21 protein-coding genes are annotated in these 26,033 nt (G+C 72.2%); 10 read left to right on the top strand and 11 right to left on the bottom strand.

Annotation, left to right across the window (positions count from 1 at the left end):
- The first annotated feature begins 112 nt into the window (after window positions 1–112).
- On the top strand, window positions 113–1,267 hold the full coding sequence (gene dusB, locus ACFVYF_RS04260) for a tRNA dihydrouridine synthase DusB (RefSeq protein ID WP_389450443.1): 1,155 nt from the start codon (window positions 113–115) through the stop codon (window positions 1,265–1,267).
- Window positions 1,268–1,292: 25 nt separating this feature from the next.
- Here the strand turns inward: dusB and ACFVYF_RS04255 are convergent, their stop codons facing one another.
- The 3 genes from ACFVYF_RS04255 to ACFVYF_RS04245 form a co-directional block, all read right to left on the bottom strand.
- Complete coding sequence (locus ACFVYF_RS04255; RefSeq protein WP_389450440.1) at window positions 1,293–1,748, bottom strand: spore-associated protein A; 456 nt, start codon at window positions 1,746–1,748, stop codon at window positions 1,293–1,295.
- Window positions 1,749–1,896: 148 nt separating this feature from the next.
- On the bottom strand, window positions 1,897–3,834 hold the full coding sequence (locus ACFVYF_RS04250) for a glycogen debranching N-terminal domain-containing protein (RefSeq protein WP_389450437.1): 1,938 nt from the start codon (window positions 3,832–3,834) through the stop codon (window positions 1,897–1,899).
- Window positions 3,831–5,333: an amylo-alpha-1,6-glucosidase gene (locus ACFVYF_RS04245; RefSeq protein ID WP_389450435.1), complete on the bottom strand. Its 1,503-nt coding sequence runs from the start codon at window positions 5,331–5,333 to the stop codon at window positions 3,831–3,833. The genes ACFVYF_RS04250 and ACFVYF_RS04245 overlap by 4 nt, the downstream gene beginning before the upstream one ends.
- 119 nt (window positions 5,334–5,452) lie before the next feature.
- On the opposite strand from ACFVYF_RS04245, the gene ACFVYF_RS04240 reads away from it, so the two are divergent.
- From ACFVYF_RS04240 to ACFVYF_RS04215, 6 genes are all read left to right on the top strand, one after another.
- Complete coding sequence (locus ACFVYF_RS04240; protein WP_389450432.1) at window positions 5,453–6,688, top strand: ROK family protein; 1,236 nt, start codon at window positions 5,453–5,455, stop codon at window positions 6,686–6,688.
- Window positions 6,689–7,092: 404 nt separating this feature from the next.
- Entirely contained in the window at window positions 7,093–9,843 is a 2,751-nt protein-coding gene (gene ppdK / locus ACFVYF_RS04235; RefSeq protein ID WP_389450429.1) for a pyruvate, phosphate dikinase, read from the top strand.
- 285 nt (window positions 9,844–10,128) lie between these two features.
- Window positions 10,129–11,055, top strand: a complete 927-nt coding sequence (locus ACFVYF_RS04230; RefSeq protein ID WP_389450426.1) for an oxidoreductase — start codon at window positions 10,129–10,131, stop codon at window positions 11,053–11,055.
- Between the two features lie 188 nt (window positions 11,056–11,243).
- Window positions 11,244–12,506 carry an ABC transporter substrate-binding protein gene (locus ACFVYF_RS04225; RefSeq protein ID WP_389450423.1) on the top strand — a complete coding sequence of 421 codons (1,263 nt, stop codon included), beginning with the start codon at window positions 11,244–11,246 and terminating at the stop codon, window positions 12,504–12,506.
- Window positions 12,507–12,619: 113 nt separating this feature from the next.
- Window positions 12,620–13,486, top strand: a complete 867-nt coding sequence (locus tag ACFVYF_RS04220; RefSeq protein WP_389450669.1) for a carbohydrate ABC transporter permease — start codon at window positions 12,620–12,622, stop codon at window positions 13,484–13,486.
- Window positions 13,486–14,331, top strand: a complete 846-nt coding sequence (locus ACFVYF_RS04215) for a carbohydrate ABC transporter permease (protein WP_389450420.1) — start codon at window positions 13,486–13,488, stop codon at window positions 14,329–14,331. Before ACFVYF_RS04220 ends, ACFVYF_RS04215 begins: the two co-directional genes overlap by 1 nt.
- Before the next feature lie 18 nt (window positions 14,332–14,349).
- Here the strand turns inward: ACFVYF_RS04215 and ACFVYF_RS04210 are convergent, their stop codons facing one another.
- From ACFVYF_RS04210 to ACFVYF_RS04190, 5 genes are all read right to left on the bottom strand, one after another.
- On the bottom strand, window positions 14,350–15,114 hold the full coding sequence (locus tag ACFVYF_RS04210; RefSeq protein WP_389450417.1) for an SDR family NAD(P)-dependent oxidoreductase: 765 nt from the start codon (window positions 15,112–15,114) through the stop codon (window positions 14,350–14,352).
- 69 nt (window positions 15,115–15,183) lie between these two features.
- Window positions 15,184–15,768, bottom strand: a complete 585-nt coding sequence (locus ACFVYF_RS04205; RefSeq protein ID WP_389450414.1) for a TetR/AcrR family transcriptional regulator — start codon at window positions 15,766–15,768, stop codon at window positions 15,184–15,186.
- A gap of 43 nt (window positions 15,769–15,811) precedes the next feature.
- Window positions 15,812–16,162 carry a nitrite reductase small subunit NirD gene (gene nirD / locus ACFVYF_RS04200; RefSeq protein WP_389450411.1) on the bottom strand — a complete coding sequence of 117 codons (351 nt, stop codon included), beginning with the start codon at window positions 16,160–16,162 and terminating at the stop codon, window positions 15,812–15,814.
- Entirely contained in the window at window positions 16,159–18,771 is a 2,613-nt protein-coding gene (gene nirB / locus ACFVYF_RS04195) for a nitrite reductase large subunit NirB (RefSeq protein ID WP_389450408.1), read from the bottom strand. The genes nirD and nirB overlap by 4 nt, the downstream gene beginning before the upstream one ends.
- A complete protein-coding gene (locus tag ACFVYF_RS04190) occupies window positions 18,771–20,000 on the bottom strand; it encodes an NAD(P)/FAD-dependent oxidoreductase (protein WP_389450405.1) in 1,230 nt (409 codons plus the stop codon). The genes nirB and ACFVYF_RS04190 overlap by 1 nt, the downstream gene beginning before the upstream one ends.
- A 225-nt stretch (window positions 20,001–20,225) precedes the next feature.
- Here ACFVYF_RS04190 and ACFVYF_RS04185 point away from each other — a divergent pair, with 225 nt between their 5' ends.
- Entirely contained in the window at window positions 20,226–21,008 is a 783-nt protein-coding gene (locus ACFVYF_RS04185; protein WP_389450402.1) for a sulfite exporter TauE/SafE family protein, read from the top strand.
- A gap of 43 nt (window positions 21,009–21,051) precedes the next feature.
- Here the strand turns inward: ACFVYF_RS04185 and ACFVYF_RS04180 are convergent, their stop codons facing one another.
- Window positions 21,052–21,678 carry a class F sortase gene (locus tag ACFVYF_RS04180; protein ID WP_389450399.1) on the bottom strand — a complete coding sequence of 209 codons (627 nt, stop codon included), beginning with the start codon at window positions 21,676–21,678 and terminating at the stop codon, window positions 21,052–21,054.
- 276 nt (window positions 21,679–21,954) lie between these two features.
- Window positions 21,955–22,470, bottom strand: a complete 516-nt coding sequence (locus tag ACFVYF_RS04175) for a hypothetical protein (RefSeq protein WP_389450396.1) — start codon at window positions 22,468–22,470, stop codon at window positions 21,955–21,957.
- 312 nt (window positions 22,471–22,782) lie between these two features.
- On the opposite strand from ACFVYF_RS04175, the gene ACFVYF_RS04170 reads away from it, so the two are divergent.
- On the top strand, window positions 22,783–23,499 hold the full coding sequence (locus ACFVYF_RS04170) for an NADPH-dependent FMN reductase (protein WP_389450393.1): 717 nt from the start codon (window positions 22,783–22,785) through the stop codon (window positions 23,497–23,499).
- 48 nt (window positions 23,500–23,547) lie between these two features.
- Here the strand turns inward: ACFVYF_RS04170 and ACFVYF_RS04165 are convergent, their stop codons facing one another.
- On the bottom strand, window positions 23,548–25,191 hold the full coding sequence (locus tag ACFVYF_RS04165; RefSeq protein ID WP_389450390.1) for a M4 family metallopeptidase: 1,644 nt from the start codon (window positions 25,189–25,191) through the stop codon (window positions 23,548–23,550).
- 307 nt (window positions 25,192–25,498) lie between these two features.
- Between ACFVYF_RS04165 and ACFVYF_RS04160 the strand changes: the two genes are divergently transcribed.
- On the top strand, window positions 25,499–25,918 hold the full coding sequence (locus tag ACFVYF_RS04160; RefSeq protein ID WP_389450387.1) for a gamma-glutamylcyclotransferase family protein: 420 nt from the start codon (window positions 25,499–25,501) through the stop codon (window positions 25,916–25,918).
- The last annotated feature ends 115 nt before the right edge of the window (window positions 25,919–26,033 follow it).

Raw genomic sequence — 26,033 nt, 5'->3', positions numbered from 1 at the left:
GCCGCGCGAGAAGCGTCTCCCGGACGCCGGGTGCCGGCCCGCAATCGCACCGTCCGCCGGGCGCTGGCCGGGGCCCGCACGAGCACCGTCCGCCGTACGCGACAATGGGGGAATGTCCGCGCCCACCCTCGCCCCCGCGTCCCCGCTGTCGATCGGCCCCCACACGGTGCAGCCGCCCGTCGTCCTCGCGCCCATGGCCGGGATCACGAACGCGCCCTTCCGTACGCTCTGCCGGGAGTTCTCCGGCGGCAAGGGCCTGTTCGTCAGCGAGATGATCACCACACGGGCGCTGGTCGAGCGCAACGAGAAGACCATGCAGCTGGTCCGCTTCGACGCGAGCGAGCAGCCGCGCTCGATCCAGCTCTACGGCGTGGACCCGGCGACCGTCGGCAAGGCCGTCCGCATGATCGCGGAAGAGGACCTCGCCGACCACATCGACCTCAACTTCGGCTGCCCGGTGCCCAAGGTGACCCGCAAGGGCGGCGGCTCGGCGCTGCCGTACAAGCGGAACCTGCTGCGGGCGATCCTGCGGGAGGCCGTCGGCGGGGCCGGTGATCTGCCCGTCACCATGAAGATGCGCAAGGGCATCGACGACGACCACATCACGTATCTGGACGCCGGGCGGATCGCCGTCGAGGAGGGCGTGACGGCCATCGCGCTGCACGGCCGCACCGCAGCGCAGCACTACGGCGGCACGGCGGACTGGGACGCCATCGCGCGGCTGAAGGAGCATGTGCCCGAGATCCCGGTTCTCGGCAACGGCGACATCTGGTCGGCCGAGGACGCCGTGCGGATGGTGCGGGAGACGGGCTGCGACGGAGTGGTGGTCGGCCGCGGCTGCCTCGGCCGCCCCTGGCTGTTCGCCGACCTGGTGGCCGCCTTCGAGGGCCGCCCCGGGGACTACGCCCGCCCGGCCCTGCGCGAGGTCGCCTCGGTCATGGTCCGGCACGCGACCCTGCTCGGCGAATGGATCGGCGACGAGGCGCGCGGGGTCATCGACTTCCGCAAGCACGTGGCCTGGTACCTGAAGGGCTTCGCGGTCGGCTCCGAGCTGCGCAGGCGTCTCGCGATCACCTCGTCGCTGGCCGAACTGCGGGACGGGCTGGACGAGTTGAACCTCGACCAGCCCTGGCCCGCCGGCGCCGACGGGCCCCGCGGCCGCACCTCGGGCAACAACAGGGTCGTCCTGCCGGACGGCTGGCTGAAGGACCCGTACGACTGCGCGGGCATCACGGAGGACGCCGAACTGGACACGTCCGGCGGCTGACCGCCGGACGGGCCCGGGTGACGGCTCAGCCGCAGTGGCCGTGACCGTTCGCGAGGACGCCGTCGATGGCGGTCGTCCACTGGATGCACTGGCCCTTCGCGTCCAGGTAGACGGGCCCGGCATACGTCGAGTACGAGCCGCTGTCCGTCACGCTCGGGGCGCCGCGACCGGCGTCGATGTTCAGCGTGACGGCCATCCACACCGGCGTGCCCGGGTTGGTGCGGATCGAGACCGCACAGTTCTTGCCGGTCGCCTTGCTGTAGGTGACGTAGACCGTGCCCTTGTCGGGGACCGGCGTGGAGTCGATGACGGTGTAACCGGCGCCGCAGACGCCGTTGTAGGCCGCCTGCGCGGTGGCGTCGGCCGCGGCGACCGCGGTCGTGCGGGGTGCCGCGGCGGCCGGGCCGGCGATGACGGCGGTGGTGCCGAGAGCGGCGACGGCCAGCGCGGCGGCCGTGATGGTGCGACGAGAAGTGTTCATGGTGTTCCCCCGTGGTCGGTGGTCGGTCAACTGGTGCCTGTTGCTTACGTGTGGTGAGACCAGGCGACCCGGGGGTTGGTTGTGGGCTCGTGTGTCACCGCTGTGTCACCGCTCCGTCACCGGCGTCGGGACATGCGGCGCAGCCTGCTCAGGCGCCTCCCACCGCGGTGAGCAGGGCCAGCGGGGCGGCCGCCGAGCGGGCCTCCCTGACGCACGCGTGCGGGTAGGGCACCGGCTCGGCGTGGGTGTCACGGCCGTAGCCCGCGAGGACCTCCGGGAGGCGGTGGCCGGCCGCGGTGGCCGCGTCGACCAGGGCGTGGGCGACCGTGCGCGCCTCGTCGTGCAGGCCGTAGCGGGCCAGGCCGAGCGTGATCAGCGCGTTGTCGTGGGGCCAGACCGAGCCCCGGTGGTACGACAGCGGGTGGTACGCGGCCTGTCCGGCGGCGAGGGTGCGTACGCCCCAGCCGGAGAAGAAGTCCGGTTCCAGGAGCCGGCGGCCGACCAGTTCGCCGTACTCCTTGTCCAGGAGCCCCGACCAGAGCAGATGGCCCGCGTCGGAGGCGAGGGCGTCGACATGGCGGCCGTCGCCGTCCAGCGCCAGCGCCGGGAAGGAGTGCTCCGCCATCCAGAAGTCCCGCTGGAAGCGGTCGCGCAGATCGCCCGCCGCCTGCTCCAGCAAGGCCGCGTAGACCTCGTCGTCCCAGACGGTCCGCGCGAGGTGGGCGGTGCGGCGCAGCGCGTCGTACGCGTACCCCTGCGCGCCGGCCGCCATCACCGGCCCGGTGGCCCGGCTGCCGTCGGCCGAGCAGATGGCGCCGGGGGAGTCCTTCCAGTTCTGGTTGGCGAGGCCGCCCTCGTCCGCGCGGTAGACGAGATAGCCGCGGGAGGTCAGCCCGCCGTGGTCCAGCATCCAGCCGATGGCCGCCCGGGCGTGCGACTCCAGACGCCGGGCCGGCTCGACGTCACCGGTCTGCTCGACATAGGCGCCGAGCAGGACGAGGAACAGCGGCGTGGCGTCCACCGAGCCGTAGTAGCGGCCGAACGGCACCTGGCCGAAGTGCGCCAGCTCGCCGTACCGCACCTCGTGCACGATCTTGCCGGGCTGGGCGACCGGTCCCGTACCCGTCTCGGTCGCCTGGGTGGCGGCGAGCGCGGGCAGCGTGGCGGCGGCGAGCTGCGGCCGGTAGGGGAGCGCGAAGAGCGAGGTGAGCAGGGCGTCGCGGCCGAGCAGGGTGAGGAACCAGGGGGCGCCGGCGGCGGGGACGAGCAGCTCCTCGCCGTCCGGGCCGTCGGCCGGGACCTGGAGGACCGCCAGGTCGGACAGTCCCCGCGCGCAGGCCGCGGCGAGCTCGGGCCAGCCTGTGGGGAAGGGCACGCCCTCCGCGAACTGTCCTTCCAGTGCAAGGAGTTGCTCGTTGGCTGCGGCGGGGGAGCGCGGCACGCGCGGCTGCCGGCTCGCGCCGTGCGGACGCGCCGCGACCCGCAGCGACAGCTCCGCCGAACCGTGCGGTTCGAGGTCGAGGGCCCACACGAGGCGGCGGGCGCCCGTGCCCGTCTCCTCGACGCCGTCCGGCGCGGGCTCGGACGTGACCGTCGTACAGGACCGCCACTCACCGCGCTGGTAGCTGAACTCCACGCCGTCGTCGAGGACTTGGCGGGAGCGCACGGCACCGGTCTTGGTGTAGGTGCGGTGGTCGGAGCGCAGCTCGAACTGGTCCGTGAAGTCGGCGTCGGCGGTGACCGCGATCCGGACCGTGGTGGGCGTGGAGCGGTTGCTGGTGACGCGCAGCGCCTCCACGAACGCGCCCTCGGCGACGGCCTGTTCCCGGAACAGCGTGTACGCCGGCGGCTCCTGGCGTCCGCCGCGCGGCACCAGCACACAGCGTGCCGTGTCCCCGTCCGCGACCGGGGTGAGCGCCTCGGGCACCGCGCCGTCGACGGTCAGCTGCCAGCGGCTCAAGTGCCGTGCGTCCCGCACGAACAGGCCGTCCGGAGCGCCCTGTCCGCGCACCCCGCTGATGTCCCCGCCGTCGCCCACGGCGGCGAACGTCCCCCCGCGCACGAGCAGATGATGCCGGTCCGTCATCGCCGGTCCCCTCCCTTGTCACCCATGTCGAACGTGCCGGACCCCGTCGAGGACACGTCGGCCACGCCGTGTCCCGGGGGCTCGTGAAGCAGATCGAGCGTGACCGCGGCCGTCCAGCTGAAGCCGAGCGCCCCACAGCCCTCGCCGGTGTACGGATCCACGTACTCGGCGAATCCGGACTCGCCGGCCGTGTCGAGCAGCGCGGTCCGCAGCGTGTCCGCCCGGCCGTGCTCCCCGTGCAGCCGCAGTCCGCGCTCCAGCAGCCAGTTGGTGTTGAACCAGGCCGGCCCGCGCCAGTACCGGTGCGGGTCGAACGCCTCGCCGGTGAGGTCGTAGCTCGGCACCAGCCGGGCGGCCGAGCCGAGGCCGAAGTGCGGGCCGTGGACGGTGCGCACGAGCGCCGCGGCGACCTCGCGGGGGAGTGCGGGCAGGATCAGCGGCACCAGGCCGGCGACCCCGCGCTCGGGGATCAGCTCCCCATGCACGTCCCGGCAGAAGAACATGGACCGCGCCGGGTCCCACAGCCGCTCCACCAGGGCCCCGGTCAGCCGCTCCGCGCGGGTGTGCCGGGCCGTCCCGGTCGCGCCCAGCTCGCGCGCGATCCGGGCCAGGGCGTGCTCCGAGGCGATCAGCAGGGCGTTGAACGCCGGGTCCTCGACCGCGAACTCGCCCACCCCGTCCGCGTACCCGCGGTCGCGGTAGTCGGCGGCCAGCCGCACATACCGTCCGTAGTCGAGATCCGTCGGGCGGTCCTCGGCAGCCCCGTGGTCGAGGTCCGCCCGGCGGAAGGAGCGGGGCGCGGCCGGCGTGACCCGGCTCAGCGGCGCGTCCCAGCAGGGGCTGTTGTCCATGCCCTGCTCCCAGGGGTGCACCACGGAGGCGAGGCCGCCGCCGCCCAGGTCCCGGCGGTGCAGGAGGTAGCGGTGCCAGGCCGCGAGCCGCGGATAGACCCGGGGGAGGAAGCCGCGGGCCCGCGACAGGCCCGGGTCGGCGCAGTGCACCAGCCAGGCGGCGAGCGCGTGCACCGGTGGCTGCACGATGCCCGACGTCTGTACGGTGCGCGGGGCGCCCGCGGCGCGCCCCGCGGTCGAGGAGCGCCAGAAGTCCGGGCTCGGGAAGTACGCGTCCAGCGGCACGGAGGGGTTGAAGACGATGTGCGGGATCCGCCCGTCCGCCCACTGGGCGGTCAGCAGCGTCTCCAGTTCCGTCTGGGCCCGTAAGGGGGACAGATGGCGCAGGCCGATCGCGATGAAGGCCGAGTCCCAGGACCACTGGTGCGGATACAGGCCGCGCGAGGGCACGGTGGACGCCCCGGTCCAGTTCCCGTTCAGCACCCGGGCCGCCCTGAGGTGCAGCGAACCGGACAGGTCGGCCGGATCGTATACGACCGTCGCGGACGAAACGATCTCGCCGGGACCGGCCGCGGGAGGCGGTCCCGAGGTGCGCACGGGGGTGGTGATTCCCGTGCGACGGGCGGTGAGCTGGGTTGTGCGGTCCACTCAGGTCTCCCCGAATACATCCTGCCGACCAGTTCGGCACTAGCTACCGTAGGGTTACGTCTATTTAACACGCAAAACTCAATATGTAATGCAGAGTTGGTGAACGCAAGAGGGTGGGCATGACAGGAAGGGCGGCGAAGGCCATGAGGGCCGGGAACCAGGCAAGCGCCGGAGAACTGCTCGAACTCGTGCGCAGCGGCCGGGCCACGACGCGCGGCGCGCTGCAACAGGCCACCGGTCTGTCCCGGGCGACCGTCGGGCAGCGCCTCGACCGGCTGTTCCGCGCGGGCTGGCTGCGCGAGGGCGCGGGCGGCCCGGTGGACTCGCCGCTCGGCGGCCGGCCGTCCATCACGCTCGAATTCGACGACGCCCACGCCGTCGTCCTCGCCGCGGACCTCGACACCCGGCACGCGCGCGCGGCCGTCCTCACCCTGACCGGCGAGATCCTGGCCGAGCGCATGGGTGTTCTCGTCATCGACGACGGGCCGGAAGCGGTGCTCGGCGAACTCGGCCGGTGGCTGGCCGAGCTGGTGCAGAAGTCGGGGCGCAGCGCCGGCGCGGTGTGCGGGATCGGGCTCGCGGTCCCGGGACCCGTGGACACCGACAGCGGCCGGGTCGTACAGCCGCCGATCATGCCGGGCTGGGACGGCTACGACATAAGAGGCCGCCTCGGCCGCGCCTTCGCCGAGCACGCGGGCACCGACGCGGGCGCCCCCGTGCCGGTCCTCGTCGACAACGACGCCAACCTGATGGCGTACGGCGAACAGCGCACCGGATATCCGGACTGCTCGGCGTTCGCCCTGGTCAAGGTCTCCACCGGAATCGGCGCCGGAGTCGTGGTCGGCGGCTCCGTCTACCGGGGCATCGACGGGGGCGCCGGGGACATCGGGCACATCCGCGTGCCGGGCGGCGCCGACGCGCTGTGCAAGTGCGGCTCGTACGGCTGTCTGGCCGCCGTCGCGAGCGGTGGCGCGGTGGCGCGGCGGCTGGCCGAGGCCGGGGTGTCCGCCGCCTCGGGCTCGGACGTGCGCGCGCTGCTGGCGGCCGGTCACCCGGAGGCCGTCGCGCTCGCACGCGAGGCCGGCCGGCATGTCGGTGACGTGCTCGCGACCGTGGTGACCCTGCTCAATCCCGGCGTCCTGATGATCGCCGGGGATTTGGCCGGAACCCACTTCCTCACCGGCGTCCGCGAGCTGCTCTACCAGCGGGCGCTGCCCCGCTCCACCGCTCATCTGGACGTGGTGACCGCGCGGCTCGGGGAGCGGGCCGGGCTGGTCGGCGCCGGGGCGCTGGTCGTGGAGCATCTGTACGCGCCGGAGCGGGTGGAGCAGCGGCTCGCCGCGCTCGGCGTATGACGTCCGTGTGACGTGTCCACGAGGCGGTCCGCATGGTGAAATCCGGTCGCTCGACGGGCGTGATTCTCGCCACTCTGATAGGGGTGGCGCTCAGATGAGCGATTCATCAGCGGTTGCACTTCCCTAAGGGGTGGCACTCAGTGCCACCCCTTGATCGTTCACCGAATGAACTCAGGCGCGCCGAGTGCCGCTCAGAAGAGCGCTTATCGCGATCTACGGGTGTTGATTCATTCAAGAAGTGAAAACATCAGCTCAACTTGGCTTGCCAACCTTTGACTTTCGATCTGCTGGCGGACGGGTGGTTACAGGCGCATGACGCGCAAGTGGACGTACCCAGATGCCTTCGATCTGGGTATGTTCCCCGACGTCAGGGCAGCCACCGCGACGTCGAGGAGTCGAGACTCGTGTCGGAAAACAAAGATCCCCACGTAGCTGAGAACGGCGACAGTGGCGGTGAGGACGTGAAGTTCGTCTACGACTTCACCGAGGGCAACAAGGACCTCAAGGACCTCCTCGGCGGCAAGGGCGCGAACCTCGCCGAGATGACCAACCTGGGCCTTCCCGTGCCTCCGGGCTTCACCATCACCACCGAGGCCTGCAAGACCTACCTCGACAGCGGCGACGAGCCCGCGGCACTGCGTGACGAGGTGACGGCCCATCTCGACGCCCTCGAGCAGACGATGGGCAAGAAGCTCGGACAGGCCGACAACCCCCTTCTGGTATCCGTCCGTTCGGGTGCGAAGTTCTCCATGCCGGGCATGATGGACACCGTCCTGAACATCGGGCTCTCCGACAAGTCGGTGCAGGGCCTGGCCCAGCAGGCCGGCGACGAGCGCTTCGCGTGGGACTCGTACCGCCGTCTCATCCAGATGTTCGGCAAGACGGTCCTCGGCGTCGACGGCGACCTCTTCGAGGAAGCGCTGGAGGCGGCCAAGGCGGCGAAGAAGGTCACGGTCGACACGGACCTCGAAGCGGCGGACCTCAAGAAGCTCGTCACCAAGTTCAAGAAGATCGTCAAGACCGAGGCCGGGCGGGACTTCCCGCAGCAGCCGCGCGAGCAGATGGACCTCGCCATCCACGCGGTCTTCGACTCCTGGAACACCGACCGGGCCAAGCTCTACCGCCGTCAGGAGCGCATCCCGCACGACCTCGGCACGGCCGTCAACGTCTGTTCCATGGTCTTCGGCAACCTCGGCCCCGACTCCGGCACCGGCGTCGCCTTCACCCGCGACCCCGCCTCGGGTCACCAGGGCGTCTACGGCGACTACTTGCAGAACGCGCAGGGCGAGGACGTCGTCGCGGGCATCCGCAACACGGTCCCGCTCGCCGAGCTGGAGCAGATCGACAAGACGTCGTACGACCAGCTGATGCAGATCATGGCGACGCTGGAGAACCACTACAAGGACCTCTGCGACATCGAGTTCACCATCGAGCGCGGCCAGTTGTGGATGCTCCAGACCCGCGTCGGCAAGCGGACGGCCGGAGCCGCCTTCCGTATCGCCACGCAGCTGGTGGACCAGGGCCTGATCGACGAGGCCGAGGCGCTCCAGCGCGTCACCGGCGCGCAGCTCGCGCAACTGATGTTCCCGCGCTTCGACGACCAGGCGAAGGTCGAGCAGCTCGGCCGGGGCATCGCCGCCTCGCCCGGCGCCGCGGTCGGCAAGGCGGTCTTCGACTCGTACACCGCGATCAAGTGGTCGCGTTCGGGCGAGAAGGTCATTCTGATCCGCCGGGAGACCAACCCCGACGACCTCGACGGCATGATCGCGGCCGAGGGCATCCTGACCTCCCGCGGCGGCAAGACCTCCCACGCGGCCGTGGTCGCGCGCGGCATGGGCAAGACCTGTGTCTGCGGCGCCGAGGAGCTCGAGGTCGACACCAAGCGGCGCCGGATGACCGCGCCGGGCGGTGTGGTCGTCGAGGAGGGCGACGTCGTCTCCATCGACGGCTCCAGCGGCAAGGTGTACCTGGGCGAGGTCCCGGTGGTGCCCTCCCCGGTCGTCGAGTACTTCGAGGGCCGGATGCACGCCGGCGCCGACGACGCCGACGAGCTGGTCGAGGCCGTGCACCGGATCATGGCGTTCGCCGACCGCAAGCGCCGGCTGCGGGTGCGGGCCAACGCGGACAACGCCGAGGACGCGCTGCGCGCCCGCCGTTTCGGCGCCCAGGGCATCGGCCTGTGCCGCACCGAGCACATGTTCCTCGGCGACCGGCGCGAGCTGGTGGAGCGGCTGATCCTGGCGGACACCGAGGCCGAGCGCGAGGAGTCCCTGAAGGAGCTCCTGCCGCTGCAGAAGCAGGACTTCGTGGAGCTCCTCGAGGCGATGGACGGGCTGCCGGTGACGGTCCGCCTGCTCGACCCGCCGCTGCACGAGTTCCTGCCCGACATCACCGAGCTGTCGGTGCGCGTCGCGCTCGCCGAGTCCCGCAAGGACTCCAACGAGAACGACCTGCGGCTGCTCCAGGCGGTGCACCGGCTGCACGAGCAGAACCCGATGCTGGGCCTGCGCGGTGTCCGTCTCGGCCTGGTCATCCCCGGCCTGTTCACCATGCAGGTGCGGGCGATCGCGGAGGCCGTCGCCGAGCGCAAGGCGGCGAAGGGCGACCCGCGGGCGGAGGTCATGATCCCGCTGGTCGGCACGGTCCAGGAGCTGGAGATCGTGCGCGACGAGGCCGACCAGGTCATCGCCGAGGTCCAGGAGGCCACCGGCACCGAACTGAAGCTCGCCATCGGCACGATGATCGAGCTGCCGCGGGCCGCGCTGACCGCCGGCCAGATCGCCGAGGCCGCGGAGTTCTTCTCCTTCGGCACGAACGACCTCACGCAGACGGTCTGGGGCTTCTCCCGCGACGACGTGGAGGCCAGCTTCTTCACCGCGTACCTGGAGAAGGGCATCTTCGGGGTCTCCCCCTTCGAGACCATCGACAAGGAGGGCGTCGGCAAGCTCGTCCGGGACGCCGCGATCGCCGGCCGCGAGACCCGGCCCGACCTGAAGCTCGGCGTCTGCGGCGAGCACGGCGGCGACCCGGAGTCGGTCCACTTCTTCCACGAGGTGGGACTGGACTACGTGTCCTGCTCGCCCTTCCGGATCCCGGTGGCCCGTCTCGAAGCGGGCCGGGCGGCCTCGCAGTCGCAGGGCAGCGACCACCGGTAACGGTCTCCGGAGCCGCCGCCGGTCATCCTGACCCTCACCGACGCGGCCGTGGCTCCGGCGCGCAAGACGAAGGGGCGGCACCCTGTGCGGGGGTGCCGCCCCTTCGGCGCGTGCCCGTCCCGCACACGGGCGGGGCGGGTGCCCGTCGCGCGTACGGCCGGTGCGTGCCTGTCCCGCGTACGGCCGGCGCGTGCCCGTCCCGCATACGGCGGCCGGGGGCGCCGCGCGGCATACGCTGGGGCCACCGGGCACACCCACGCCGGGACACCGAGAGGGAGTTCGGCCATGACGGGCTGGAACGCGAGCGACATCCCCGACCAGAGCGGCCGCATCGCCGTCGTCACGGGGGCCAACAGCGGCCTCGGATACGTCACGGCCCGGGAGCTGGCCCGCCGGGGCGCCCGGGTGCTGCTCGCCTGCCGCAGCGCGGCACGCGGGGCCGAGGCGGGCGACCGGCTCGTGGCCGACGTACCGGGCGCGGACGTGGAGTTCGTACGGCTGGATCTCGGGGACCTGGCTTCCGTACGGGAGTTCGCGGCCGCGTACCCCTACGAGCGGCTCGATCTCCTCGTGAACAACGCCGGTGTCATGGCGCTGCCCCTGGGCCGTACCGCCGACGGGTTCGAGACCCAGTTCGGCGTCAACCACCTCGGGCACTTCGCGCTCACCGGGCTGCTCCTGCCCGCCCTGCTGGCCACGCCCGGCGCCCGCGTCGTGACCGTGTCGAGCATGATGCACGTGCTGTCCAACATCGACCTCGATGATCTCAACAGCGAGCGCTCCTACCGGCGTTGGACCGTCTACGCCCGCTCCAAGACCGCCAACCTCCTCTTCACCCACGAACTCGCCCGGCGGCTGGCCGCCGCGGGGTCCGACGTCGTGGCGGCCGCCGCGCACCCCGGCTACGCCTCCACCAACCTGCAGACCGCCGGGCCGAAGCTGGAAGGCCGCAAGGGGGCCGAGCGGGTCATGGAGATCGGCACCCGGATCCTCGGGCAGAGCGCCGACGCCGGAGCGCTGCCCTCGCTGTACGCGGCCACCGCGCACGGCGTCCGCCCGGACTGCTTCGTCGGGCCGTCGTTCGCGATGTGGCGCGGCGCGCCCGGCAAGTCCCGGCGCGCCCCCTGGACGCGCGACGACCGGGCCGGTGAGCGGCTGTGGGCCGCGTCCGAGCGGCTGACCGGCGTGCCGTACGACGCGCTCAAGGTGTGACGGGGCCGGAGCCTCCCCGCGGCGCCCTCCAGCTCGCCCGAACCGCCCCCTGCCGACCCGGTGACCGCGGAGAGAGGCCATGGGCCCGCTTGCGTGCCGTGACATGCCGTCGCAACATCACCTTCGTAATCGACCTGCATGGTTGATCGTTGGGCCGTGCGACGACCACGTCATTCAGGGGGCACACCATGACCATCAGCCGCAGGGGACTCCTCAGGGCGGGCGCCGGAGCCGGTGCGGGACTCGGACTGCTCACCGCGTGCGGGTCCAACACCGGCCGGGACGACGGGAGTTCGTCCGGGCCGAAGCTGTCGCAGTGGTACCACCAGTACGGCGAGTCGGGCACCGAACAGGCCGTGAAGCGGTACGCCGCCGCGTACGAGAAGGCCGATGTCACCGTCCAGTGGCGGCCCGGCAACTACGACCAGCAGACCGCCGCCGCGCTGCTCACCGACTCCGGCCCGGACGTCTTCGAGGTGAACGGCCCCACCCTCGACCAGATCCAGGGCGGGCAGGTCGTCGACCTCACCGGCCTGCTCGACGGGGTCAAGGACGACTTCAACCCGGCGGTGCTAGCGCCGAAGACGTACGACGGGAAGATCTGGGGCATCCCGCAGGTCATCGACATGCAGCTGCTCTACTACCGCAAGAGCCTGCTCAAGGACGCGGGCGTGGAGCCGCCCGAGACCCTGGACCAACTCGTCGACGCGGCCAAGGCGTTGACCACCAAGAGCGTCAAGGGTCTCTTCCTCGGCAATGACGGCGGTGCCGGCGTCCTCGGCGGAACGCCCCTCTACGCGGCCGGACTCCAGCTCGTCACCGACGGCGGCAAGGTCGGCTTCGACGACCCCGCGGCCGCCACCGCACTCGGCAAACTCCACCGGCTCTACGCCGACAAGTCTCTCCTCCTCGGCGCGCCCACCGACTGGTCCGACCCCTCCGCCCTCCTCCAGGGACTGACCGCGATGCAGTGGTCGGGGCTGTGGGCGCTGCCCCAGGTCCAGAAGGAACTCGGCGACGACTTCGGCGTCCTGCCCTTCCCGAAGGACGGCTCCGCGGGACAGCCCTCGGTGCCCGTCGGCGCGTACGGAGCCGCCGTCAGCGCGCGCGGCCGGCACCGGGAGGAGGCCAAGGACTTCGTGAAGTGGCTGTGGGTCGAACGCGCCGACTATCAGGAGGACTTCGCCCTCTCCTACGGCTTCCACATCCCGGCCCGGATCTCCCTCGCCAAGAAGGCGGACAAGCTGAAGGAGGGCGCCGCCGCGGACGCCGTCCGCTTCACCACCGACCACGGGTACGCCCAGCCCCTGCTGTGGACCCCCGCCGCCCAGACCGCCTATCAGGACGCCCTCAGCCGGATCATCAAGGACGGCGCCAACCCGGAGAGCGAACTCAGGAAGGTCGTACGGAAGGTGTCGGCCGAACTCGACCGGGTGAAGAAGAAGTCGTGACGTCGGCCACGCGGGAGGCAGCGTCCGGGCGACGGACGGGAACGGCGGAGCGGGCCGGTGCGGCGCGGCGGACCGCCGTCCGGCGCGCACGGAACAGGACGCTCTGGTTCTGGATCTTCGTCGGTCCCTTCGCCGTCGGCCTCGGCCTCTTCACCTATGTCCCGCTCGCCTGGAGCGTCGGCCTCAGCTTCTTCGACGCGCACAACACGGTCACGCCGACCGACTTCGTGGGCCTGGACAACTACACGGCGATGCTGTCGGACGACGCCTTCACCGACAGCCTGTGGACCTTCCTGGTCTTCACCGCCTTCATCGTGCCCGCGACCTTCGTGCTCTCGCTGGCCCTCGCGCTGATGGTCAACCGGCTGCGCCGCGCCCAGGCGTTCTTCCGGTCCGTCTTCTTCCTGCCCGCGGCCTGCTCGTACGTCGTCGCGGCGCTCATCTGGAAGATGTCGATCTTCAACGGGGTGCGGTTCGGGCTGGCCAACACCGTGCTCGGCTGGTTCGGCGGCGAGCAGACCGCGTGGCTGTCGACGACCGATCCGCCCTGGTACTGGCTGGTCATCGTGACCGTCCGGCTCTGGCTCCAGGCCGGTTTCTACATGATCCTCTTCCTCGCCGGGCTGCAGCGGATCAGCCCCACGCTGTACGAGGCGGCGGCGGTCGACGGGGCCCGGCCCGGCTGGCAGGTCCTGCGGCACATCACCCTGCCGCAGCTGCGCGCCACCTCCGTCGCCGTCGTCCTGCTCCTGGTCATCAACGCCTTCCAGGCCTTCGACGAGTTCTACAACCTGCTCTCGGACTCCCGCGGTTACCCGCCCTACGCCCGCCCGCCGCTCGTCTACCTCTACTACACCGCCCTCGGGCAGGGGCAGAACCTCGGCCTGGGCAGTGCGGGCGCGGTGATCCTCGCCCTGATCATCGCGGTGGTCACGATCGGCCAGGCCACGTGGTTCGGCCTCGGCAGGAGGGAGGAGTGATGCGCACGAAGGACGAGGCGGCGGTACGGGCCGGGCGGGCGCTGCGGCTCGTGCTGCTGATCGCGCTGGCCCTGCTGTTCCTGATCCCCTTCTATCTCCTGGTCCGCAACGGGCTGTCCAGCGAGCGGGACATCACCTCGCCGGAGTGGACCTTCTTCCCGTCGGAGCTGCGCTGGTCGAACGTGCGCGAGCTGTTCGACGACACGTCCGTGCCCTTCGCGCGCTCGCTGCTCAACTCCGCGCTGATCGCGGTCGCCACCACCCTCGGCACGCTGGTCCTCGCCTCACTCGCGGGATACGGGCTGGCCCGCATCCCCTACCGGCACGCGAACAAGGTCTTCTACGCGTTCCTCGGCACCCTGATGGTGCCGGCGGCCGTCACCTTCGTACCGAGCTTCGTGCTGGTCTCCTCGCTGGGCTGGATCTCCACCCTGCGCGGGCTGATCGTCCCGACGCTCTTCTCCGCCTTCGCCTGCTTCGTCTTCCGGCAGTACTTCCTCGGCTTCCCACGGGAGTTGGAGGACGCGGCCCAGGTCGACGGACTCGGCTACTGGCGTACGTACTGGCGGATCGTCGTCCCGAACGCCCGGCCCGTCTTCGCGGCCGTCGGCACGATCGTCTTCATCGGTGCCTGGAACTCCTTCCTGTGGCCGCTGGTCATCGGCCAGGACCGCGACGCCTGGACGGTGCAGGTGGCGCTGTCGTCCTTCACGACGTCCCAAGTGATCCGGCTGCACGAGCTGTTCATCGCCGCGGCCGTGTCGATCCTGCCGTTGCTGGTGGTGTTCCTCTGCTTCCAGCGGTGGATCGTGGCGGGGGTGGAGCGGTCAGGGATCGACGACTGACCGGCCGGAGGGCGCCTTTCAGAGGGAGCCGCCGCTGTCGATCACCAGGTCCGTGCCGACGACCGAGGCCGCGTCGTCGGACGCCAGGTACAGCACCGCGGCGGCCACCTCCTCGGTCGCCGAGACCCGGCCGAGCGGCAGTTGGTGCCGGACGCGCTCCCCGCGCTCGGCCTCGCTCTCGCCGGGCCGCAGCGACATGGCGGTGGCGGTGGCGCCGGGACTGACGGCGTTGATCCGGACCCCTTCGGCGATGTGGTCCAGGGCGGCCGCGCGGGTCAGCGCGGCGACGGCGGCCTTCGAGGCGGCGTAGGCGGCGACTCCGGGGCGGCGGGTGTGCATGCCCATGTTCGAGGCGATGTTGACGATCGTGCCGCCGGCCGGCTGTGTCCGCATCCGGCGGATCTGCGCCCGCAGGGCGAGGAACACACCGGTGACGTTGATGTCGAGCTGGGTGTGCCAGTCGTCCTCGGCGAGGTCGGCGAGCGGCGCTCCGCCGCGGAAGACGCCCGCGTTGTTGACCGCCACATCGAGCGAGCCGAAGTGGTCGACGGCGGCCCGCACCAGGGCTTGCGCGTCGGCCGCGCGGGACACGTCGGCGGTCACGGCGAGCGCCTTGCCGCCGTGCTCCTCGATCAGCGCGACGGTCTCGTCGAGCGGGGCGGCGGTGCGTCCGGCGACGACGACGTTCGCGCCCCCTGCGGCGAACGCGAGGGCGGTGGCGCGCCCGATGCCGGAGCCGGCGCCGGTGACGAGGGCGGTCCGGCCGGTGAAGCGGGTCGTCATGAGATCTCTTTTCTTGACCGATCGGTTCATTATGAGGGCATGCGAAAGCGCCCGCCCGGGAAGGGCGGTTCAGTCGAGCAGGGTCAGGGTCTGCTCCGCCGCGTCCAGCACGCGGGCCGGGTCGGCGGTGGCCTTGCCCACCACGCGCAGTCCCTGCATCAGGACGAGCACCGTGCGGGCGAGGGCGTGTGGATCACGGCCGGCCGCCAGCTCGCCCTGGGCCTGCGCGCGGACGAGGGCCGCGTGCAGCAGTGTCTCGATGTGGTCCCAGCTGTGCTCGACCCGACGGGCCGCGGCCGGGTCGTGCGGGGCCAGCTCGGCTGCGGTGTTCGTGACGAAGCAGCCGGTCAGGCGCCGGTCCTCAGTGGCCGCCTCGGCGGCGAAACGCCGTACCAGCGTGCGGACGGCGGGCAGGGCGGGCCCCGGCTGGGAGAGCTCGCGCAGCAGATCGGGGTCGCGGTTCTCGCTGTAGCGGTCCAGCGCCTTCAGGAAGAGCTCGTGCTTGTTGCCGAACGTCGCGTAGATGCTGGCGCGCCCGATGCCGAGGTGCTCGACGAGGTCCGCCATCGACGTCGCCTCGTAGCCGCGCCGCCAGAACAGCTCCAGGGCCGACTGCAGCGCGGCTTCGGGGTCGAACTCCTTGGTCCTGGCCATGGTCGGAACCGTAGGTCATTCGAGAACGCTCGGTCAAGTATGGTCAGGAGGCGCGCACCTCGTACGTCCGCACCGTCACCGCCTCGTCGTCCAGGCACTGCCCGGACTCCAGGTCGAAGCGCTGCTTGAGCAGCGGGGAGGCCACGAACGCGCGGCCCTGGTGGGTGCCGGTCAGACCGCGGGAGAGGACGGCGGCGCCGCTGAACGGATCGCGGTTGTCGATCCCGTACATCCGGCCCGCGCGGTCCAGGAAGAGCGCGACCTGCCGGCCGTCGGGCAGCAGCGCGGCCACCCCGCGTCCCGGAGTGAGCAGGGACAGATCGCAGACCGCGAGCCAGCCCTCCTCCAGCCGGACGTGCACATCGAGTGTCGTGGTCTCGGGGGCGAGGGTCATCGCTGGGCGCTTCCTTCCAGGGCTTCCGCGGGTTCCAGGGGCCGCATGCCGATGGTCAGCAGCGGCAGGTCGGGCTTGATCTGGTCGCGCTCGGGCACGAAGCCCACGACCGGGTCGGGGGTGTCCGGGGCGTTCACGAAGGACACGAACCGGGCCAGCTTTTCCGGGTCGTTGATCGTCTCGGCCCACTCGTCGCGATAGGCCGCCACATGGGCCCTCATCAGGCCCTCCAGCTCCTCGCAGATGCCCAGCGAGTCGTGGACGACCACGTCGCGCACGTGGTCGAGGCCGCCCTCGATCCGCTCCAGCCAGGTCGAGGTGCGCTCCAGCCGGTCGGCCGTGCGGATGTAGAACATCAGGAACCGGTCGATGAGACGCACCAGTTCGGCGTCCGAGAGGTCCTGGGCGAGCAGGTCCGCGTGGCGCGGGGTGGCGCCGCCGTTCCCGCCGACGTACAGGTTCCAGCCGTTCGCCGTGGCGATGATCCCGAAGTCCTTGGACTGGGCCTCGGCGCACTCGCGGGCGCACCCGGAGACCGCCGACTTCAGCTTGTGCGGGGACCTGAGTCCCCGGTAGCGCAGCTCCAGGTCGATCGCCATCCGGACCGAGTCCTGGACGCCGTAGCGACACCAGGTCTGCCCCACGCACGACTTCACCGTGCGCAGCGCCTTTCCGTAGGCGTGGCCCGACTCGAAGCCGGCGTCCACCAACCGCGCCCATATCAGCGGGAGTTGCTCGACCCGCGCGCCGAACATGTCGATGCGCTGACCGCCCGTGATCTTCGTGTAGAGCCCGAAGTCCCGGGCCACCTCCCCGATCACGATGAGCTTCTCGGGGGTGATCTCGCCGCCGGGGATGCGCGGCACGATCGAGTACGAGCCGTTCTTCTGGAGGTTGGCGAGGAAGTGGTCGTTGGTGTCCTGGAGCGCGGCCTGCTCGCCGGCCAGGACGTAACCCTCGGCGCCGATCGCCGGGGCCAGCGAGGCGATGATCGAGCCGACCGCGGGCTTGCAGATCTCGCAGCCGTCACCGCCCCGCGCGCTCTCCCGGCCGAAGCGGTCCAGCAGGGTGCGGTGGGAGGGAATGCGCAGGGCGAGGGCGATCTCGTACAGCTCCTCGCGGGTCTGCCCGAAGCAGCCGCACAGGCCGTGGTCGACCTCGACGCCGCTCGCCGCGAGTTCCTCGTTGACGAGCTGCCCGAGGACCTTGACGCAACTCCCGCAGCCCGTACCGGCCCTGGTGCACTTCTTGACCTCCGGCACCGTCGTGCAGGAGTGCTCGGTCACCGCGCCGCGGATCGCGCCCTTGGTCACGTTGTGGCAGGAACAGATGACCGCGGTGTCCGGCAGAGCGGACGGGCCGAGGGCGACCGGGGCGCCCGCGCCCGCCGGGAGCACCAGCTGTTCGGGCGCGACGGGCGGCACCGATCCGGTGAGGGCGCGCAGCGTGCCGTACGCCTCCGCGTCGCCGACCAGGATCCCGCCGAGCAGCTCTCCGTCGCGGCCGATCACCAGCTTCTTGTACGTGCCCGACCGGGAGTCCGCGTACACGACGTCGAGGCAGTCCGCGGTGGTGCCGTGCGCGTCACCGAAGGACGCGACGTCGACCCCGAGGAGCTTGAGCTTGGTGGACAGGTCGGCGCCGGTGAAGCTCGCCTCGTCGGCGGCGATGGTGGCGGCGGCCGTCTCGGCCATCTCGTAGCCGGGCGCGACCAGGCCGTAGACCCGGCCGTCGGACGCGAGGGCGCACTCGCCGATGGCGAAGACCGAGGGGTCCGAGGTGCGGCACTGTTCGTCGACCGTGATGCCGCCGCGCTCGCCGACCGAGAGCCCGGTGTCACGGGCCAGCCCGTCCCGGGGCCGTACGCCGGCGGAGAACACCACCAGATCGGCGGCGAGTTCGGACCCGTCCGACAGCTTCATGCCGGACACCGCGCCGTCGTCGCCGGTGACGATCTCCTGCGTTCCCGTGCCCGTGTGCACGCTCAGGCCCATCTCCTCGATGGTGCGCAGCAGCGCCGCACCGCCGCCGTCGTCCACCTGGACGGGCATCAGACGCGGCGCGAACTCCACGATGTGCGTGGTCAGTCCGAGCCCCTTCAGGGCGCCCGCCGCTTCGAGGCCGAGCAGACCGCCGCCGACCACCGCGCCCGTCGTCGCCCTCGACTTCGCGTACGCCTCGATGGCCAGCAGGTCCTCGATCGTGCGGTAGACGAAGCAGCCCTCGGCGTCCTTGCCGGGCACCGGAGGCACGAAGGGGAAGGAGCCGGTGGCCAGGACGAGGGTGTCGTACGCGATCACCAGACCGGAGCGGGCGGTCACCGTCCGGGCCGTCCGGTCGATGGCCTCGGCCGGGTCGCCGAGGTGCAGCTCGATCCCGTGCCCGTCGATGAACTCCCGGTCGGTGAGCGAGAGTTCGTCGGGTGTGCGGCCCGAGAAGTACGAGGTGAGACGGACCCGGTCGTACGCGGGGCGGGGCTCCTCGCACAGCACGACCACGCGGTGCGTCGCGGTCAGGCCGCGCTCGGCGAGCGCTTCGAGGAAGCGCTGGCCGACCATGCCATGGCCGACGAGCACGATCGTGGGGGTGGACCCCGGGGCGGCGGTCATCAGGAGCCTCCGTCGTTGGTGAGCAGATGGAGCGGTGGTGCGCCGTCCATGGGGAGCGGCTCCGCCTGCTCCCAGGCGCGGGCGAGCGCGCCGACGGTGCCGAGTTCGCCGACGAGCACCCCGCCGACCAGCCGGTCGTCGCGGACGACGACCTTGCGGTAGGTGCCGCGGGTGGCGTCGGCGAGCTGGATGACGTCGTCGCCGGGGCGGGGGTCGGGCTCGCCGAACGCGGCCAGGTCCAGGGGGGCGGCCTGGCCGGTCAGAGTGAGCCGGGTCAGGGAGCGGGTGCCGGTGTAACGGGCGTCGGCCCGGCCGGCGCCACCGGCCAGCAACTCGGCCAGTACCTCGGCCTGTTCGAGGGCGGGCGTGGCCAGTCCGTAGACCGTGCCCGCGTGCTGGGCGCAGTCGCCGATGGCGCGGATGTGCGGGTCGGACGTGCGCAGCTCGTCGTCGACGAGGATGCCCTGGTGGACCGCGAGCCCCGCGTCCTGGGCGAGCCCCACCCGTGGGTGGACCCCGCAGGCGAGGACCACCAGGTCGGTGTCGAGGGCGTATCCGTCGGCCATCTCGACCGCCCGGACCGCCCCGCCGGCACTGCGGACACCGCGGACCCGGCTCTCCGTGTGCACCTCCACGCCGAGGTCGGTCAGGTGCCGGTGCACCAGCCGGGACGCGGACGGGTCGAGCTGGCGCTCCATGAGCCGCTCGCCCTGCTGGGCGAGGACCACCTGGGCGCCGCGCACGGCCAGCGCGCGGGCGGCCGAGACGCCGAGGAGACCGCCGCCGACGACGACGGCGCGCGAGCCCGGCCGTACGGCCTTCGACAGCCCCAGACAGTCGTCCATCGTGCGGAAGGCGTGGACGCCTTCGGGGAGTTCATGGCCGTCGGGGGTGAACAGGCCGCGCAGGGGCGGCAGTACGGGGTTCGAGCCGGTGGCGAGGACCAGCGTGTCGTACGCGGTCGCCGTGCCGTCCGCGCAGTGCAGGGTGCGTGCGGCGCGGTCGATGGCGGTCACCCGGGCGCGGGTGAGCCGGGCGGGGGCCGGGAGGGCGATCACCTCGGGGGCGTACCGCCCGGCCAGGACCTCGGCGAGCAGGACGCGGTTGTAGGGGCGATGCTCCTCCTCGCCGATGAGCACGGCGGACACGCCGAGCTCGTCGAGCCGGCGGGCGAGCCGGGCGCCCGCGAGCCCGGCGCCGATCACCACCACACGCGTATTCGAGGTCATGACCGCAGCGTGCGGTGCCGGTGTTTCCCGGCCGCATCCCTCCCGTTTCCCGCGGGGAACGCTGCCCTCAGCGGGGGCGGGGGCGGGGTGTGAGGGTTCGGGGACCACGACCGGCGGAGCGGGCCGGGACGGGCGGGGCGGGGGTCCGCGGGCCGAACCTCAGAAGACCCTCAAGGTTCCCAGGATCCATGGACTGCACATCTACCCGTCCCTAGGGTCATGATCATGCCCGACATATCCCTGACCGTCGTCGCCGTGCTGTGCCTCGCCTCCCTCGCGGCGGGCTGGATCGACGCAGTCGTGGGCGGCGGCGGACTGCTGTTGCTGCCGGCGATGCTGCTCGGACTGCCGGGCAGCACCCCGGCCGCGTACGCACTCGGCACCAACAAGGCGGTGGCGATCGTCGGGACGACCGGCGCCGCGGTGACCTACGCGCGCAAGGCGCCCGTGGACGTCGGCACGGCCATACGCATCGGGCTCGCGGCACTCGCCGGGTCCACGGCGGGCGCGTTCGTCGCCGCCGGGATGAGCACCGAGGTGCTGAAGCCCGTGGTCATGGTCGTCCTGCTCGGCGTCGGCGCCTTCGTGATCATGCGGCCGGCCTTCGGTACGGCGCCGTCGACCGCGCCCGTGCCGCCGCGCCGCGTCCTCGCCGCGATCGGCATCGCGGGCCTGGGCATCGGCTTCTACGACGGGCTGATCGGCCCCGGCACGGGCACGTTCCTGGTGCTTGCCCTCACCGCGCTCCTCCACCTCGACCTGGTGACCGCCTCCGCCACCGCGAAGATCGTCAACTGCTGCACCAACGCGGGCGCGCTCGCGACCTTCGCCTGGCAGGGCACGGTGTTCTGGCAGCTGGCCGCGCTGATGGCGGTCTTCAACCTCGTCGGCGGGACGGTCGGCGCGCACACCGCGCTCAAGAAGGGCAGCGGGTTCGTCCGGGTGGTGCTGCTGACGGTGGTCTTCGCGCTGGTCGCGAACCTCGCGTATCAGCAGTGGATCGCGTAGGCGCGGCGGTCCGACGACGCCCGCAGGGGCCGTACGCGGGTGGTCACCGGCTGCCCGTGAGGTGGGCGAAGACCACCACGTTGCCCTGGTAGCCCGTCGCCTTCGAGTAGCCGCCACCGCACGTGATGACCCGCAGTTCGGGGCGCCGGGCCGCGCCGTACACCTTCTCGTCCGGGAAGTTCCGGGCGTCGTACACCTCGACCGCGTCCACGGCGAAGACGGCGACGGAGCCGTCCCGGCGCTGCACCTCGACGGTGCTGCCCTTCTTCAGGGAGCCGAGGTCGTAGAAGACGGCGGGGCCCTCGGCGTTGTCGACGTGTCCGGCGACGACGGCGGTGCCGGTCTCCCCCGGGGTGGTGCCGGCCTGGTACCAGCCGGCGAGGTTCTTCTTCGCCGCGGGCGGGACGTCCAGGCTGCCCTGCGGGGTGAGGTTCAGGCCCATCAGGGGCGCGTTCACCCTGATCGCGGGGATGCGGATGCGGTCGGGCGGAGAGGGCGGCAGCGCGGGCGCGGCCTGCTCCCTGCCGGCGGCGGCACCGGGGGACGCGGCCTGCGCGGCCGACGGCTGGGGCGGCGCGTGCGTCTCGGCGCCGCTGCGCAGCAGCCACGCGCCGGAGCAGAGGGCGACCACCGTGACGGAAGCTATCGCGGTGTTGCTGAGCCTGCGCACGTGAGCCTCCTTTCTGGTGCCATGGGGCCCGCACCGGTCGGGTCCGGTGCCATGGGGCCCGCACCGGTCGGGTCCGGTGCCATGGGGCCCGCACCGGTCGAGCCCGGTGCCATGGGACCCGCACCGGTCGAGCCCACGGGGCCTCACCTGTTGTGGGGCCGGGGCCCTCACCTGCGGGGCCCACTGGGTCCCCCGCCCCCTCCGGGCCGCGAGGGGCGTCGGACCCGGAGGGGGAGGGGACTGCGGTACCGGCGGACGGACAGCGGAGGGTGTCCGTCAGATCCCGTCGCCTCTCGCCCGGCGATGCAGGAGCCAGGTACCGCCCGCGGCGGCGACGGCCAGGGCCGCCACTCCCGCCGTGGTCTGTACGGGGTCGGGGCCGAGTGCGCCGCCGACCCCCGTCTTCACACTTCCGCGTGGGTGCGTCTGCTCCGTGGTGGCGGTCAGCGTGACCATCAGGTCACCCGTGACCCGCCGCCCGCCGGAACACTTCGCGACGATCTCGTACGTCCCCGGCTGCGCGCTCGGCGGCACCCGGAACTGTCCGATCGCCTCCTTGCCGTGCGTGCCGGGGGCGAGCGTGAAGGTGCCCGCGCCCACCGCGCTGGCGTCTCCCGCGGCCGAGCCGTCCGCGCCGCATGCCGCCGTGCTCACCGTCACGCCGGCGCCGGGGACGACGGTGGACGGGGACACCTCCAGCGTGCCGGTGTCGCCGCCGTACGCGGGCGCGGCGGCGAGGCCCGCGGCGGCCACGGCGAGCGCGGTACCGGTCAGCAGACGGGTTGTGCGCATGGTGTTGCTCCTCCGAGAGGGCACGGCCCGCGGCACCCCCATGTGCCGCTGCGTCGGTCGCGCCCCTGCTCTTCCGAGGTAAGTGGCACACGGCCGCATCCGCTCCCTGATGACGCGTCAGAAATGATGTGAACGGGTGTCAGGAGGTGCTCCCTGAGGGCCGGTCCGGCGACGTTCCAGCAGGTCACCGGCGTGGCGGCGATGCCTCGGCGAAAAGAACCCGAAGGGCGCGGCGCGCGGGTGTGAACGGGTGACCGGGGTCCGGCCCGGCCCGCTTGACCTCAACGAAGCTTGAGGTATCAGGCTGGGTCCATGAAGACCGCCACCGTTGATTCCACCGCCCCCGCCACCGCCCCCGCCACCGCCCCCGCCACGGCCGCTCCGGCGGCCCCGGACACGATCGTCCCTGAGACCGCCACCGCTCCGGCCACGGCCACCGTCGAGACCCCGGAGGCGCCGGTCCGGGTCGCCGTCGTCATCGGCAGCAACCGCGAGGGCCGGTTCGGCCCCGTCGTCGCCGAGTGGCTGCTCGCCAGGGTGCGCGAGCGCACCGATCTCGCACCGGAGGTCGTGGACGTCGCCGACGTACGCCTCCCCACGGCCCTGACCCACTCGCCCTCGGCCGAGGCGGCCGCCGCGCTCGCCGGGGTCACACCTGCGCTGGCCGCGGCGGACGCCTTCGTCGTGCTCACCCCCGAGTACAACCACTCCTTCCCCGCGGCCCTGAAGAACCTCATCGACTGGCACTACACCGAATGGCGCGCCAAGCCGGTCGCCCTCGTCTCCTACGGCGGCCTCGCCGGCGGTCTGCGCGCCAGTGAGCACCTGCGCCAGGTCTTCGCCGAACTCCACGCCGTGACGGTCCGCGACACGGTGTCCTTCCACCACGCGAGCGCGGCCTTCGACGAGGAGGGTGCACTCCGCGATCCCGCGCCGGCCACCGCGGCGGCGAAGCTGATGCTCGACCAGCTGGTCTGGTGGGCGAGGTCCCTGCGGGAGGCCAAGGAGAGGCGCCCGTACGGGGGATGAAGTCGCCGAGGCCGGCCTCGAAGGCGAGGCCGGCCTCGGTCCCCGCGCTCAGCCCACGGACACCGCCGACCAGGTGGCCGCGACCGCGTTGTACTCCGCACTGCCCGCCCCGTAGAGGTCCTTCGCCGCGTTCAGCGTCGCCGTGCGCGCGCCCGCGTAGTTCGTCGAGGACGTCATGTAGACGGTGAGGGCGCGGTACCAGATGGCGCCGAGCTTGTCCTTGCCAATGCCCGTCAGGGACGCGCCGTTGCACGTGGTGCCGTTGTGCTGGACCCCGCCGATGACCTTGCCGCCGCTGCCCTCGGCGAGCAGGTACGCGAAGTGGTTCGCGACGCCCGACGAGTAGTGCACGTCCAGATTGCCGACCGAAGAGCTCCAGCAGTCCGCCGACTTGCCGTCCTTGGAGGGCTGGTCCATGTAGCGCAGCGCGGACTTGCCGAACCCGGGGCGGACGATCTTCTCGCCGATGAGGTAGTCGCCGGGGTCGGCGGCGCTGCCCGCGTAGAACTCCACCAGGGTCCCGAAGACGTCGGAGGTCGCCTCGTTGAGTCCGCCGGACTCCCCGGAGTAGGTGAGCGCCGCCGTCTTGGACGTCACGCCGTGCGACATCTCGTGCCCGGCCACGTCGAGGGCGACCAGTGGCCCGAACGTCGTCCCGTCACCGTCGCCGTACGTCATGCAGAAGCAACTGTCGTCCCAGAAGGCGTTGTTGTAGTTGCTCCCGTAGTGCACGCGGTTGTACGAGCCCTTGCCGTCCCCGGCGATGCCGTTGCGACCGTGGACGCTCTTGTAGTAGTCCCAGGTGGTGTTGGTGCCGTACTGCGCGTCGACCGCCGCCGTGGCCCGGTCCGCCGTCGTCCCGGTGCCCCAGTGGTTGTCGGCGTCGGTGAACAGCGTCGCGGGCGCCCGGCTGAAGCAGATGCCCAGGATGCACAGGTCCGTCTTGTTCGCGGCGTCGCCGGTGTACGTGTTCCCGCGCGTCGGGTCCTTCAGCTGGTACGTGGATCCGGAGAGCGTGGACTCCAGCGGGACCGTGCCGCCGTAGAGCGACTTCCCGTCGCCCGTCGCCGTCTCGATGCTGTCCCACGCGTCGATCTGTCTGCCGGTGCGGGCGTCGGTCAGCACCGTGCGGGCGACCGGGTTGCCCAGCGAGTCCTGGCCCACGGCGTTGGTCCGCCAGGCCAGCCGGGCCGCCCCGTGCAGGGCGTCGACGACCAGCTGGGGTTTGGCCGTCACCTTCTTCAGCGTCTCGCCCGCGTTCGCGGCCCGCAGCGCGCCGGCGGCCAGGCCGGCGGCCTTCGGCGCGGAGAGCGCCGGCTTGACGTCGGCGACGGAGACGCTGCGGGTCGTGGCACGGTCGGCGCCGCGGTAGGTTCCGTCCGGTGCCAGGTGGACCACGAAGTCGCCGCCGAGTACGGGGAGTTGGCGGTACGTGCGGTCGTAGCGCACATGCTGGTCGCCGTCGGCGTCCACGACGACGTCCCGCACGCTGGTGCCCTGCGCGGAGGTCAGTCCGAGCCGCGCGGCCTCGTCCAGCAGGGCGGAGGCCGCGTTGCTGATCGCGGTGGCGCGGCTGGGCCGGTCGGCCGCGCCGGCGGCCGGGGTGAGGGCGGCGGCCACCAGTCCGGTGGCCGCCGCGGCTATGCCCGCGGTGGCGAGACGGGAACCTCGGATGTGCCGTGTCCGACTCATCTGTCTCCTTGGGAAGGCGCCTTGGGGCGCGTGGGGAGGCGCTGAAGGTGACTCAGATTTAAGGGGCCATGACATGTCATGTCCATAGCGCGACCTGGCGGATGTGTGTGGGTGTGTGAGGGGCGAGAATCGTTTCTGCGAAGGCACCGGGAGGGCGTCCGGGAGGACATCCGTGGGGGCCTCGCAGCGGCGTCCGCGACAGCGCGAGAGGGAGACCGATCATGGCCACGCCCGACTGGCTCACCGTCCTGACCACGAACGACGCCGCGAAGAAGGCACCGGCGCCGGCCCGCGCGGACACGGCCTCTTGACCGGCCCGGCGCTGCCCTTCTTCGTCTACGGCACCCTGCGCCCCGGCGAGCACAACCACGACCTCTTCCTGCGCGGACGCACGGAGTCCGAGGAGCCGGGGCGGATGCGGGGACTGGTGCTCTACGAGGGGCCCGGTTATCCGTACGCCGTGGAGGAGCACGGGGGAGAGGTGAGCGGGGAGGTGATCACCGCGCTGCGCGAGGCGTACGGGCAACTGCTGGGCGCGCTCGACCGGTTGGAGGAGTACGTGCCGGGCGACCCGCGCAGTCCCTACCAGCGCGTGGCCCGGGAGGTGACCCGCCCGGACGGGGCGGTCGTGCGGGCCTGGGTGTACGTGGCCGCCCCCACCGTCGCCGCCCGGCTGCGCGCCCGCGGCAAGCTCATCGAGAGCGGCGACTGGCACACCCGCCGCTGAGCCGCGCCGGCGCGCCCGGGGGGCCGTTGGTCACGCCGGGACACGGCCGCCGGTCAGCCGGGGGACCGGACCGGTGCCGGGTGCCCGTGCGGCCCGGTCACCTTCTGCGCCTTGC

Source organism: Streptomyces sp. NPDC058274, assembly GCF_042881375.1.
In the GTDB taxonomy this organism is placed as follows: Bacteria; Actinomycetota; Actinomycetes; order Streptomycetales; family Streptomycetaceae; genus Streptomyces.
Note: the sequence above shows the minus strand (reverse complement) of the source record. Positions and strands in the feature narration are given on the sequence as shown.